The organism is Sphingobium sp. EM0848, from assembly GCF_013375555.1.
Lineage (GTDB): Bacteria > Pseudomonadota > Alphaproteobacteria > Sphingomonadales > Sphingomonadaceae > Sphingobium.
The window spans coordinates 52,677-66,193 of the sequence record NZ_JABXWB010000004.1 but is presented as its reverse complement, the minus strand read 5'-3'; the positions used below and the strand labels follow the sequence as shown (position 1 = coordinate 66,193).

The following is a 13,517-nucleotide window of genomic DNA, read 5'->3' as shown; positions in this document are numbered from 1 at the left end:
GCAAGCTCTTCAATATCTTTTCTACGATGAAGGTATAGCTTGCGATGCGGGCGGGCTGATCGGAATTGCCCTGCTTATAACGGGGGATTCCATGACCGCAGTTACGGCGTCGAACGTCTTTTACATCAAGCTGGGCCGGGGCGGTGACTGGGAGACGGAGAGCATCCGCGACGGCGTGCTGCGCTTTGGCTACCGCGAAGTGCCGCACGACCTTTGCGTGGCAGGCGACTGGCCCGGCGTTTGGGACGCGATGAAGGATCGTCGAGGGGACGCCGGCGCTGCAACTCGCGATGTGAAGCAAATCCGGGCATTTTACGAGAGCGACGAGGATACCATCTTCATCACCTTCGTCGGCGGCTTGCTCTATTGGTGTCGGCCGGTCGGCGAGATCGAGATCCTGCCCGACAACAGCCATCGCCGCGCGACCCTGGATGGCTGGCACAGCACGTCGGTCGGCGGCAGTCTGTTGACGGCTGACCGGCTGTCCGGGCGACTGCTCAAGGTCCAGATGTTCCGCGGGACGATCTGCGACGTGCGCGCGGCCGACTATCTGCTGCGCCGGTTGAGCGATGAGCTGTCACCGGAGGTCGCAGCGGCGGAAGAGGCGGAACGCGCCCTCACAGCGGCGATCATTCCCCTGATGCGACTGCTGACCTGGCAGGATTTCGAACTGCTGGTTGATCTGGTCTTCTCGAGCAGCGGATGGCGCCGGCTCAGCCAGGTCGGCCGGACCCAGAAAACGATCGACCTCGAACTCGTGCTTCCGAGCACTGCCGAACGCGCCTTCGTGCAAGTGAAATCTCAAGCCACTCGGGCAGCTCTCGACGACTATGTCGGCCGGCTGGCCGAAGCGGAGGCCTATGATCGCATGTTCTTCGTATGGCACACCGGCAACATCCCAGAGAATGAAGGCCCGGACGGGGTAATCCTACTCGGGCCGCAGCGCCTCGCGCGAATGGTCCTCGACGCAGGGCTGTCGTCCTGGCTCCGGGAGAAGGTCTCGTGAGCACTATCACCCCCGGACCGGCGCGATCACGGCCGGCGCGAAAGGACTGACCGTGGACTACGAACCCTATCCCGACGAGGTGGATGACGAGCCTCGATATCGTCCGGTGGCTGAGATCGGACAGGCCGAACTCTACGAAGCCCTGATGACCCTGGCAGGGTTCGGCGAGAATCCATTTTTGAGGATGCAGGCGAGCCAGCTGTGCCTGGTCGACAACATGCTCAATCACATCGAGCAGGAGATCCTTGAGCATCAGCTCGACGACGAACCGCCGCGCGGCCGGATGGCGCAGCTGTCGGCCCTGACACCCATGTGGATCTATGCGGCCTACGAACTGCTCCGCACCTGGCGCCAACGGTGCGAGGAGGTCATCAAGCTCGCGGAGAATGGCGGGATCAATCTCAAGGCCACCAACCTCGAACGCGATCTCGGCTACCGGCATTACGATAGGGAGCTGCGGGCCCAACAGCTTCGCGATGCTCAGGAGCGACCCGAACTCGTCGATCAGATGCGGATCGATCTACGCCGGACGGAAATGGGCTTCACCAGGCTGGAATTCCTGCGCGTTGCGCTCGCCAAGCATGAGGTGAGCAAAAAGGGAAACAAGAAGCCCATCGCCTTCGCGCCCGGGCTCGCCACCGTCGATCGCCATTGCGGATCGATGCAATATGAGCTCTCCAACGGTGGCTCGATCATCGACTATGTTACGCGGCGCGATATGGCTGAGACGATCCGCTATATCCCCGAGATGGAGAATCCGAGCGACGAGGATCTTGCTGGATTCAGGGTCTATATGAACCCGCCGGATGTCGAGCCCCCGGCGGCCTGAGACCTCAAAGCAGCGACGCTTGCGCCGCGGCCGGTGGATAGACCTGCAGCGGCAGGAGGCTGCCCTTCGGCAGGAGGCCAAGCACCTCCTCTGCTGGTACTGAGGGATCAAGCCAGTCGGCCCACCGGTCGCGCGGTAGCGGGATGATCTGACGGGAATGATAGGGCGCGACATCCTCGCCGGGCTCCATCGTCAGCATGGTGAACGCCTCGCCGATTTCCGGATGCGATCGCCAGATGCCGGCGATGCAGAACCAGGGATGGTCCTTCATCGTGAACAGCCATTTTGTCTTGCGCTTCTGGCCCGGTTCGAGCGGCGCCGTGAACTCATAGAAACCGTCGGCCGGAATGAGGCAGCGGTGCGAAGTGAACTCGCGGCCCTCGGAGCGGAAATTATAGACCGGCCGCCCATTCTGGCCAGGCCAGCTCCATCGCCGATTGACGAGCTCGCCCGATCCCCTGCCCTCGCCGCTGCGCACGATAGGCGCGACGTCGCTGATGTTGATGTCTGCGCGGGCCGCGACATTGGGCGTCCCTTCGGGCATTTTGATCTTGATCTTGAGGTCGTCGAAATCCTCAACGATCGAGGCGATATCGACCTCCAGGCGATAATCATTGCACATCGGTCATCCGTTCCACTGGTCCTTGCGACTCATCGTCGTTCTATATATGTTCTTGTCATGGCGACGCCAACACCGTTCGACTCCGAGGCCCCCCTCGAAAAGCTCTTGCCCATCATCCGGCGAAATCCGGACGATATGCAAGAAATGGAAATGGTCGAGGCCCGGTGGGGCTCCAATCCACGCTTCAGCGGCGGGGCCTCCTTCCGCTTCGTGCGCTCGGAGGGCCAGATCTTCCCCAGCCAGCGCTGTCTGGTGCCCGCCTCGGAATTCCACATGACCGTTAGCGGCGGCAAGCAGTATCGGGTGCGGCTCGAAGACGGCAATTTCTTCTATCTCGCGGCGATCTGGGAGCCGGCCATGGCAGAGTGGCCCCTGTCCTTCCGGGTCATCACCGTCGCGGCCAATCCTGAAGTCAGCCACTATCAGGATCGACACGATGCCATCATCCTGCGCCGGCAACGCATGCAATGGCTCGACCACCTGCTCCCAGAGATCGACCTTCTCGAAACACCGCCGGCCCGCACCTTCATCGTCGAGGAAATAAACGGCGGCCCGAGGCAGAAGAGGCTTGCCGTCTAGTCCGGGATCTGGATTTCCATCGCCGCCATCTGAGCGATCAGCTCTGCCCTGGTGATCCGAACATCAAAGCGCCATTCAAGGAGCCGCACACCGTGGCGAGCCAGCAGCGCGCGCTTTTTCTCGTCGCGGAATTGCGTGAGCTTGAACCCCTCTTCGCCGCCGAAGAGCGTCACGGGCGCGTAGTGCTGCTGCCCCTGATACTCGATGGCGAGGCCCAGCTCCGGCACATGGATATCGACGGACTGCATGCCGAGGAACGCCGGGCGCCATTGATGGACCGCGGAGGGCCATAGGGTTCGAACCAGATCGAGCAGCGCCACCTCGGACACCCAGCCCCGTCCGATCTCGGGAATCGACCTCTCGCGGCGGAACGCCTCTTCGGCAGCGACCATGGCGGTCGCAAAGAACGCGGATGCCCCGGTGTCGGCGGCCCCGATGTTGATGGAGAAAATCCGGCCGCGCCGCGCACCGTGGTTCGTGAACTGCGCCATATGACGCCGATAGGCGGCCCAATCCGAAGCGGGCGGCATGGGCGGTATCATGGTCGACCCGAAATCCGGCCGAAGCCTGATCATTTCCTCCAGGACAGGCGGCTCCAGCGTGAATTGCGCATCGAGATGGCCCAGGAATGCCTCGAATTCCTCCAGCAGACGCCCCGCAATGAGCGATGATTCCGCATGTTTGCGCGCCAGTACGCGAATATCCTGCGCGCGCAGCGGCGATCCTGTCAGGAATCTGAGATAGATGACCTCGTCGAACAGAGGCTCACGATCGCGGCCGGGCACCGCCTCGACCAGCGTAAGTGCCTCGTCGAGCCGATCAGCCTGTGTGAGTTCAAGAACGCGCTGCCAATGCGGATCGGGATCCCAAGGTTCGCCATCGACATCCGGAAGATCACCTGGGAGGCCGGTGCCGTCAGCGCCACGCCATTGGTCGCCAAGCAGGCGTGCCTGCAATCCGTAACTCCGGGCCCGTTGATTGTCTTCCCATACGCGGGCAGTCGGCAAGGCTGGATCGAGGGGATTGGGCGTCCAGGACTGACCTTGGGCGATTCCATCGGGCCGCATCACATAGCCGATGTCGAATCCCGCGGCGGCGTAATCAGCCATGGCGAGATCGCCGATAGCTTCAACGATGCGCTCGAACAGCCGGACCTGATCCTGACGGACCCCGATCGAGAGCAGGACGCGGCCACGCGCCGAGATCTGCCGGAAGATGCCCGGCGCATGGACGGAAAGCTTAACGGCGCGTTGCCGCCGGATCCCCGGCCCTTCGAGGAAGTGAATGCGATGGGTAATGTCGTCGGGGAAGTCGGGATAGCTCAACGGCACCGGCTCCACCGCCTTGGGCACCCGCTTCTTGGGCGGCGCCTCCGGTCCATATTCTGTCAGCAGCTCACCGCAGAGCGCCGATAGTCGAGTGAAATGAACGGCCGTTGCCGAGCCTGCCGCGCGTTTCCCTGCGAGCGTCGCGTAGAGTTTCTGCCACTTTGCCAGGTCCTTTCGATAGAATTCGCGGGACATCCGGCTGCGCAACGTATCCTCATGGAGCTTGGCTGCCTCACGGAACGCCTGAAGACCGGCATCTCCCTCTTCCGGTGACGGGGGCTTGAGCTCCACAGCGCGCACCCGGTCAGTCGAACGACGGCGAGCCGTCGGCCCAGCCCGACGCCTGCCAGAGGATATTGAATTGCTCCTGCAGCTGCGGCTGCATCGGCGCGGCAAGATCGGTCACCTGAAGCTCAGGCAGGAACAGCTCGGGCTTTCGGATCTTGCGACCGCCACCGCGGGCGCGCGTCAACTCGACGTCTTCCACTCCCCGGAATGCGATGGAAACGAGGCCGGAACCGGCCAGGCCCACGTCGGCGAGCACGGCGGCAAGACGCTCGAGATGGGCGGCGATCGATGCTTCCAGCTCGCGACCATTCACCAGGATCTCGGGATCATCGTCGATCCGGGCGCCGATCATCGCCTCGAATTCAATCAGGCCGGGTCGAACAAGGCGCGTGCGCCACCGGGTCTCCGGGTTATTTTCGGTCTGAATGAGCGGCAGGCCATAGCTCCACCATTGGCGCTCATCCGAATCTGACTGAACCCGGACCTGGCTGTCAGGCGGAAAGCGGAGCGCCGCAGCGAGGACGGTCTTTGGATCGAGAGCCGGCCGATCCATCGCAGCGAGCGGCACAATGCGCAGCGTCATGCTGGGCATGGCGACGATCTCGGGAAGCCCTCCTCGCATCCGGTCCGCCGCCAGCTCTGAAATCGCGGTCCGCGCGGCCTCCCAGCGGGGATCCACCTGCGGCGCCGTTGGCGCCGGCGGCGCGACACGAATTCGGGAGCGCCCAACCTTCTCGAACGCATCTATCGCGCCGATCAGCGTTCCGGCGCGCGCATTGAGTTCCCGGATCGCATCCAGGGTGACCTGCTGCGTGCCGTGCCGCACGTCATAGTCGGTCTTCGGCCAGACCATGTTGGGGTTCCGGTCCATCACATGGATGCGCTCATAGACCAGCTCCATGAGAGAGGTGTTCGCCGCGCGAAGCGCCATGGCGGCCTCCTGTAGCGCGGTGTCCTCGAAATCGAAGGCAGCGCCCGCCCAGGTAGCAGCCATATCATCGAGGGGATCGAGTGCCTTGCGCGGATAGGGCGTCCCGAAATTATGCTCGCGCAGGAACTGGCGCAGCAGCTCCGGGATTTGCTGGCGATACCGCTGCAACAGCTCAACATCATGAGGGTGAGGTTCGGCCGGCGGCGCAGCCGCCATAAGAACCTCGTCGTCGAGAATCAGGCGAAGAGCGCTCTCCAGATCCTTCTGAAGCCCTGCCCGCGCCGCCTGGCGCTCCTCGTCGGTCGCGTCGGCCGGACAGTGGAAGAGGATCGGCCGTTTGAAATGGGTGAGGTCGAACGGAAGAGGATGCTCGTCGGGATGGCCCATCGCTGTGTTCATGACGCCGATCATCCTGCCCCACCCGCGCGATTTTAGCGCCCAGCCATGCTCGAGCAGGACATTGGGGTTGGGCGAGAGCTGGCCCTTGGCGCGCGTGGCAACGTGCGTGAGGTCGGACAGGAAGGCGACCGCCCGGTCGATCTTTCCGAAGATGGTGTCCGCGAGCGGCGGCATGCCCGGCACATTCACAGTGTCGCGATCGGCGCGAAGCTCACGATCGGCGGGATCAACGTCGGCGTCCGCATTGACGGTTCGAATGGCGCGGTCCAGCGCCCACTGAATCAAGCCGCGACCGATCCGGTTCTCCGTGTCGCTTTGCCAGGAATAGAAGATATGGTGCGGCATTCAGGTAGCGATTCTCGTCGTTATGGTGGTCGCCCTCGCTAACATGCCTGCCTGGCCCAAGCATCATGGACGCACTTTCCCTCGTCGAATGATTGTCATCAATGACACTCTACCAGGCGTTTCGGGGTAAAGTGTCATTGATGGCATCTTAGGTTCTGGTGGGGCGGGCCGCCCCGGTCAAAGCGGCGCTGGTCGAGAGCCCATCATCCGCGTCTCCAGATTGCCGCCGGGCCGACGATGCAGGTCGATGACGTGACCCATCGTCGGCGTGAACTCTATCAGACTGGCCACCGTCTCGTAGGATGTGTTCGGCCCGAAATAGCGCTTCGCGCCGTGCCACTTCCGCCCCTCGATCAGGCGGACCCGGTACGTACCCGCAGGCACCGGCAGGGACACCCGGTCATTGGCGGCAACATAGATCGACAGTGCATGGGCGTTCGTATCCGGGTCCACCAATTGCACCACCGTGTTGGAATCGGCTGCCTCGATCGTGAGATTGCTGCGTTTGATCAGACCGATAACATTGGCCCCAACCGTAACCGACCCGCTCTCCGGAAACGGCTGCGCCGGCTCGAGATCAGGAATCCAGCCATGACGTTGCGCGTCCCCATAGAATGGGATCAGGATCAGCAGCAGGCTCAGCACCGGCAGGGCGAAACGGACAGCGATCGCCGCCGCAGACGGTTGTCGGCGATATCGCTGGTGGCGCGGATCAAGCCAGGCCGCCTCGATCCGCCCCCTACCCTCGTTCCATCTCGTCCGGTTGGCGCGCTGTCTGTGGCGCGCTCGCATATAGTCGCGATCATCGATGCCCATTGGACAGCCGCCTCCTGCCGAATGTCCGGGCCGCCGACGTCCGGATCAAAACCAACCGCCCTTGCGGCCTTCGCCCGCGTCACGAAGGTTTCGGCCGTCGATGGCGGAGCGGCGGATCTCCAGCTCGACCTCATCACCCTTGCGCCGGGTGCGGAAGTCCGCATTGCTGAGGCCGTTGCGCCGGGCATAGTCCTCGGCGGCCTTCTCGCTGCCGAACTTGCCGCCTTCGTCAAAATCCCATGCCATCGTCACTCTCCTTGCTTTCAGCCGGCACCGCGCCGACCGTTCGTCATCAAAGATCAAGGCCCAGGCTGCGCTCGGGCAGCGGCGGCAGCAGGTCTGCCTTTTCGGGCTTGAGATCCGGGGGCGCCTTGAGGCCGTCGCCCTTGATCGGTGCTGCGGGCTCAAGCGGCCCGTCCGGAATGGGGGGAAGATCGGCGAGGATGTCCGGCTGATCCGCGAGGTTGATCCCGTCGATCGGGCCGGGATCGAACTTCACCGGCTTGGCGCCGCCCTTCTTGCCGTCGATATCGAGGCGGCCGACCGTCTCTAGGGCCGAGGTCTTGTTGCCGGCATTGTGGTCGAGCTGGCGTTCGAGCTTTTCCTTATCGTCCACGATCATGGTGAGTTCGTCGCGCACCCGCGTCACGCCCACATTGAACAGGCGCTGGTTCGACAGGTTGCGCTCATGGCTGTCCATGACCGTGATCGCCTTGTCGGTGGTGATGCCCTGCGCCATGTGCATGTTGAGCGCGTAGGCGAGGTCCAAACGCGAGAGCATCGGATCGCCCGGCGCCAATGTCAGGGTCTGATTGCCCGCCGTCTCGACGGTGATGCCCGAGGCATCGGCCGAGATGATCCGGGCGAGCGCCGCGTTGTGCAGGTCGCGCGGCTTGTCGTTCGCGGTCCAGCGGATGCGATCCCCCTCGCGGACATGCAGATCCTTCTTCTCGGTGAGTTCGAGCCGGTCCCGCTTTTCGGTGGGCGAGAGGCGCTGCGGGTCGAAGCGAATCTTGCGGCGCCCATCGACCAGTTCGACCTTGCCCGAGGGCAGCACCCTGGAGACGTCATAGCGTCCCTGCGCGAGCCCGACGTCCTGCGCGCCGCCGCGGCCGACATCGAGGGTGAGGCCGGGCCGATAGCTGGCGGCGTAGCGAAGCTCCTCGCGGGTCAGGTTCACGCGGTCATAGACGATGAGATGGATGCCCTCGCCCCGCACGGTGCCCTCGGCGGCAAGGCCGTCCTGGATGCGCTGGTTGATGATGGCGCGGGACTCCCGGCCAGACGCAAACACCTGGGTCGCGGCACGGTCGTCCGCCCCCAGCGCGAGCCACCTGTCGGCGGCCTCTTCGGGCGGGTTCGCGCTTTCGTGGACGTTATCGCCCAGCACCTTCATCGCCTCGCCCGCCTTACCGACATTGGCGAGCGCGGCGACGGTGCGCAGCGTGTCGGTCCGCTGACGGATATTCTCGTCCATTCGGGCCATCGTGCCGCCGGCGGCCTGGATCATCGCGAAGGACTTGCCGGCGTCGATCGAGGAGAGCTGCTGGCGATCGCCAACCAGCACGAGCTTGTCGATGCCGAGCGCCTCGACGATGCTGTGAAGCTTCAGCATGTCGGCGCTGGAGACCATCGAGGTCTCGTCCACGACCAGCATCGCGCCGCCGAGCCGCTCGCGCGCCTCCTCGTAGCGCGGCGTATCGCGCTCGGTCAGGTAGCGCTCGTTGGCGAGCACGAACGAGGCGATCGTCTGGCTCTTGATCCCGGCCCCTTCGGCGAGGTCGGCGACCATCTTGTTCTGGAAGGCCAGGCCCAGCACATCCTTGCCTTCGCCTTCCGCGATCCGGGCAACCGCCTGCAGCATGGTCGACTTCCCGGCGCCGGCGACGCCCTGGACAGTCACGGTCCGATCTTCGGAGGAGAGGATCAGGGTCGCGGCTGCGAGCTGCCCCGCATTGAGCGGGCGATCGGCGACCTCCTGCAGGCGGGCGGGCCCATCCTGCGCGGGGAGTATCGGCACCGCCTTGCCCACGCCCGCATCGACCGCCTTGAGAACGGCTTCCTCGGTGCGCAGCGCCTCCTGGGTGGTCACCATCCGGACGCCCTTGTCGCCGGCGCGGGCGACACCGGGGATTAGCTGGCGGTTGTCGTAGAGCTGCTCGATCCGGTGCTCGACCGTCTCGATGGTGACGCCCTTCAGGCCGAGGTCCAGCGCGGTCTTGGAGAGCTTGTTGACGTCGAACGCCGCCTCGCGTTCGGCGAGGATGCGGACGGCCGAGGCTACCGCCAATTGCGTCCGGGCGACGGCCGGCGATTTGGTGGCGCGGGCAAGGCCGCTGTCGATCAGCGGATCGGGCGAGCGAAGGAAGCCGCCGATGAGATCGCGCGCGCCGGCGATCGCGTCGGTGACCGCCCGGAAGCCCCGCTCCAGCTTGTTGTCGGCGGCGCCCTGCCCTGCCCGGGCCAGCGCCGAGGCGAGCAGTCCTTTGCCGTCGAACCCGAGCTCCGCCGCCTTGTCGATCCATCCTTTGAGGAGCCCGTCGCGGTCCTCGACATTGAGCTTGGGATCGCGGGTGGTGGTGGTCACGCCGTCGCGCCCCTTGGCCGAGACGATGCCGAGCTCGGCCGCCTTCTCGAGGATCGCCTCGCGCCGTTGGCTGAAGGCATCGATGATCGCCTTGGGCACGCCCATGATCTCGAACGTGCCGTGCTTGCCCTTGAGCTCGACCTGGTAGCCGAGCTTCTCCAGCCCGGCGCGCAGGTAGGCGTGGTAGATCGCCCCGACGACCGCGTTATTCGACCAGATCTTGTCGGCGTGCAGCGCCTGCCATTTGCCGTCGGGCATCTGGGTCAGATTGGCGATGACGGAGTGGACATGGGCCTGCGGATCGAGCGCGCGACTGGTGTCGTGCTGGAACAGCGCATAGACGAGCTTGCCGGTCGGCACCGGCACCTTGCGACCCTCGACGTCCTTGCGCCCTTCGGCGAGATTCTTCTCGACCCAGGCCATGGTTTTCTGGACCGCGACCATGTTGGCGGCGAGCACCCGCTTGTCGCCGGCGACATAGGCCATGACCGACACGGACTTGGGCGCGGAGAAGGTGAGGTCGACACCGTTGCGCCGGTTTTCGACCTGGGCGACGCCCTCTCCGCTCGGCAGGACGCCGCTCAGAATCTGCTCGAAGCTTTCGCGGCTGACTTCGCCTTCAAGCGCGAGGGCTTCGGCCCCTGCCCCGCCCCAGGCACTGACCTCGGAGGAGCCATCGGCCGTGTAGTAATTGTCCTTGAAGTCGTCCTTCGCGAAATAGTTCGCGGCGCCTGATGCGGAACGGACGGCGGCGACCGAGAGCATGGATCAGATCCCCATGTCGAGATCGTCCTGGTCACGGCCCGCGGCGAAGCCCTGACGCAGTTCGATGAGGGTCTGATCCTCGACTTGCGGCGCCTGCGGTGACGGTCCGCGCCGGTCGTCGGCGGGCCGCTGGCCGGTCTCCTGCTGGGCGTCCCTGCCGCGCGCGCCGTCCTCCTTGCCGCCGCCCGCTCCCTTCGCCTGCGGGGGCACCGGCCGGTCATCGCTACGCGGGGCGGTACGATGGGTTTCGGCGGCCTGGTCCTCGCTCGGCGACTGCAGGATCCGCGCCGCCATTTCCTTCGCAAGATTGGTTGGCTCGACCACCTCATCCACGATCTGGACGGCGCCGTCCCTGCCGCCGGCCTCACCGCCCTCCTCGTCGAAAATCTCCTCCCCGCGCTTGGACCGGACGGGCTGCATCACGGGACGCTTCAGGAAGCCCGGCGCCACGATGGGGTAGTTCTTCCATTCGAGAAGGATGCGCGCGGCCGGGAAACCGTCGGGGAATTTCACGAACCCGTGCATCGAGGGCAGGTTGGTGATGTCGTCGGGGATCACGAGGGGCTCGACCTGCTTGCGCGGAGTCAGGGTCGAGGCGTCGCGATTGTTGTTGTAGCCGTAGCTATAGGCCTCATCCATCTGCCGCACTTCGCGGTTGCCGATGTACTGCGAGCACTCCTCGGCGGTCTTGAACTCGCTGGTCGCGAGGATGAGCTTGGAGCGGGCGAGCGAGGCGAGATTTCGCGCGCCTTCCTCGCCATAGACCTCGACCAGCTTCTGGAAGCTGTGGAGCCCCAGGATCATTGCGCCGCCGAAGTTCCGCGCGGTCTGCAGGCCCTTCTCGATCGCAGGCAGGCGGTGCAGCGCGCCGACCTCATCGAACATGAACCAGGTCCGCAAGCTGCGCGTGCGCGGCAGCGTCATGAGGCTGGTGATGGCGATGTTCATCCAGAGCGTCAGCAGCGGCCGGTTCATCTCCAGATCGTCGTAGTCGGAGGTGACGAACAGGATCGATCCGGGCGCGCGCTCGGTGGTCATCCAGTGCCGGATCGAGAACGGCTCTCCTTCGTCGGGCAGGAAACGCAGGACCTGCGCATTGGTGTTGAAGACGGCGCGGATCGATTCCGCCATGCGGGCCGCTTCCGGGGCGGTCAGCGGGTCGGCGATGGTGTTCGCGAGGAAGCGATGCACCCGCTTCAAATCGGCGGTCATCAGGTTCTCGGCGAGCGCCAGGTTGGTGGTCTGGCCGCGCTCCTGAAGCCGGACGCACATCTCGATGAACAGGGTGCGGGCCGCGAGCGCCCAGAAGGGCTCGGACGAGCCGCCATCGGAGGGAATGAGCGCCGCGGCGGCCGACGTGAAATGGCTGTAGGTCGAGCAGTCGTTGAAGATCGACCAGGCCGGGCAGCGCTGGTCCATCGGGTCCAGGATCGTGTCGCGCATGGGATCGTAGAAGGCTTCGACATAGGCGCCGGTGAGATCGAAGATCACGGCGCTGTCCTGGCGCTGGCGCATCTGGCTGACCAGACTCCTGAGCTCGGTGGTCTTGCCCGCGCCGGTGGTGCCGATCAGCATGGAATGGGACTGCTCGAGGCGGTGCGGATAGGGGATGCCGGCGAGCGTATAGGGATGGTGGATGCCGCCCGCCTTCCGTGTCGCGAACGGCAATTTGAGCACGGCGGCGGACGAGCGGCCGGGGAAGAACTCGCGCGCGTCCTCCGCGAATTTTTCCGCATTGTGCTGCGCGATTTCGGAGACCAGCACGGCGCGATCGACCAGCATGGCGCCGCGCTCATGGCGTTCCTGAAGGATCGAACGCCCACGCCTGCGCGAGATGTCGACGAACCAGATGGTGAGTGGCGCGACCACGAAAACCGAGACGAGGATCGAGCCGATCAGCGCCCGGATGGTGGTCTCCCAGGCCTGCTGCACGGCCGGGATATAGGGCACCACGGGCATGACCGTTTTGTAGATCTCGCCATTGGGCAGGGTGACGTTGACGCGCTTGTTGGGATTGAGGTCGACCCAGTTCCAGAGCGCCGAATAGATCTTCATGCAGACGAGCTGGAATCCGTGCTCGTCGAGGCGGATCGAGAGGATGACGAACCAGGCCGCGAGGAAGGCGAAGAACCAGACCATGATGGGCAGCCGCGCGCCCGAAAACCACATCAGCATCTCGTGGGTGAGAAGCTGTGAGCCGCGGGTGAAATTGCCCGAGTTTCGCTGCACGCGGCCGCGCGCAGAGTGGTGGGTCAGCGGGATGTTTTTCCCGTTCGAGCGGATGTCCTCACGCGCCATGATATTGCACCAGGCGCTTGTCGGTTTCGGCAACGAGGCGGTCGCGAAGCTCAGGATATTGCTCGCGCAGAATGACGTCGAGCACGAGCTGCTGGAACTCGCTGATCCGGGCCAGGCGGCGCTGGCTCGCGGTCAGCACGTCGGAGGATGAAAGGAAGACATTGAGGGCCGACCGGATGACGTCGGCGACGCTCAATTTCTGTTCGGCGGCGATCACGCTGAGGCGGTCCCATTGGGCGCGCTCCAGGCGGACGTTGTAATGCCGGTAACTGGTAGCCAAGACCAACCTCCTAGCAGGGAGGCTGGTGGGGACTGAAGAATGGCTCTATTTATAGCCGAGCGGCCCGGTTCCGGCAAGTTGATCGTCATGGACCAGCAGGCCGTAGTCTCACAGACTACGCGCGAATGGCTGATTTCCGCCGTTTTTGCCCGCCCACCAGCTCGTACTACAACGTAGTCTCCTTTCCTTCCGCGCTAACCCGTTGTGAAACAACGGAACTCATGCACCTTCAGGTGCGTAGGGTGTGCTAATCCCAAGAGCCCGATCCCCTGTCCCTGGGCCTGTTACGATGTCGTCGGAGAGGAGCCGGTTGCCGGGACCGGCGAGGTACGCGCCGCCGTGAGGCGGAACGCGCGAGGCCGGTGTCACCGATCCGATCAGGGCGCGAAAAGCCCCGATGCGCAGCATCAACGTCGGCCAAAGGGCCGCGTTGGAAAGGCGAGG

General features: G+C 64.5%; 11 protein-coding genes. 3 read left to right on the top strand and 8 right to left on the bottom strand.

What is annotated here, in order from left to right:
• Positions 1-91: 91 nt before the first annotated feature.
• Positions 92-1,006 carry a hypothetical protein gene (locus HUK73_RS17715; RefSeq protein ID WP_070936290.1) on the top strand — a complete coding sequence of 305 codons (915 nt, stop codon included), beginning with the start codon at positions 92-94 and terminating at the stop codon, positions 1,004-1,006.
• Between the two features lie 52 nt (positions 1,007-1,058).
• Positions 1,059-1,835 (top strand): hypothetical protein, encoded by a 777-nt coding sequence (locus HUK73_RS17710; RefSeq protein ID WP_066703428.1) that lies wholly within the window; start codon positions 1,059-1,061, stop codon positions 1,833-1,835.
• A 4-nt stretch (positions 1,836-1,839) separates the two neighbouring features.
• Here the strand turns inward: HUK73_RS17710 and HUK73_RS17705 are convergent, their stop codons facing one another.
• Complete coding sequence (locus HUK73_RS17705; protein WP_066703426.1) at positions 1,840-2,457, bottom strand: SOS response-associated peptidase; 618 nt, start codon at positions 2,455-2,457, stop codon at positions 1,840-1,842.
• Positions 2,458-2,514: 57 nt separating this feature from the next.
• Here HUK73_RS17705 and HUK73_RS17700 point away from each other — a divergent pair, with 57 nt between their 5' ends.
• Positions 2,515-3,036: an SOS response-associated peptidase family protein gene (locus tag HUK73_RS17700; protein ID WP_066969933.1), complete on the top strand. Its 522-nt coding sequence runs from the start codon at positions 2,515-2,517 to the stop codon at positions 3,034-3,036.
• On the opposite strand, the gene HUK73_RS17695 is transcribed toward HUK73_RS17700, so the two are convergent.
• The 7 genes from HUK73_RS17695 to HUK73_RS17665 form a co-directional block, all read right to left on the bottom strand.
• Positions 3,033-4,655 (bottom strand): hypothetical protein, encoded by a 1,623-nt coding sequence (locus HUK73_RS17695; protein WP_139181863.1) that lies wholly within the window; start codon positions 4,653-4,655, stop codon positions 3,033-3,035. The two genes, HUK73_RS17700 and HUK73_RS17695, sit on opposite strands and share 4 nt — an antisense overlap.
• 13 nt (positions 4,656-4,668) lie before the next feature.
• Complete coding sequence (locus tag HUK73_RS17690) at positions 4,669-6,156, bottom strand: hypothetical protein (RefSeq protein ID WP_176593289.1); 1,488 nt, start codon at positions 6,154-6,156, stop codon at positions 4,669-4,671.
• A gap of 348 nt (positions 6,157-6,504) precedes the next feature.
• Positions 6,505-7,143 carry a hypothetical protein gene (locus HUK73_RS17685; RefSeq protein ID WP_070936293.1) on the bottom strand — a complete coding sequence of 213 codons (639 nt, stop codon included), beginning with the start codon at positions 7,141-7,143 and terminating at the stop codon, positions 6,505-6,507.
• A 45-nt stretch (positions 7,144-7,188) separates the two neighbouring features.
• Positions 7,189-7,389 (bottom strand): hypothetical protein, encoded by a 201-nt coding sequence (locus HUK73_RS17680; protein ID WP_066703418.1) that lies wholly within the window; start codon positions 7,387-7,389, stop codon positions 7,189-7,191.
• Between the two features lie 46 nt (positions 7,390-7,435).
• The gene (gene mobF / locus HUK73_RS17675; protein ID WP_030090599.1) at positions 7,436-10,495 is read right to left on the bottom strand and encodes a MobF family relaxase; all 3,060 of its coding nucleotides are present in this window, start codon (positions 10,493-10,495) and stop codon (positions 7,436-7,438) included.
• Between the two features lie 3 nt (positions 10,496-10,498).
• The gene (locus HUK73_RS17670; RefSeq protein WP_176593288.1) at positions 10,499-12,793 is read right to left on the bottom strand and encodes a type IV secretion system DNA-binding domain-containing protein; all 2,295 of its coding nucleotides are present in this window, start codon (positions 12,791-12,793) and stop codon (positions 10,499-10,501) included.
• Complete coding sequence (locus HUK73_RS17665; protein ID WP_030090597.1) at positions 12,783-13,073, bottom strand: hypothetical protein; 291 nt, start codon at positions 13,071-13,073, stop codon at positions 12,783-12,785. Before HUK73_RS17665 ends, HUK73_RS17670 begins: the two co-directional genes overlap by 11 nt.
• Between the last annotated feature and the right edge of the window lie 444 nt (positions 13,074-13,517).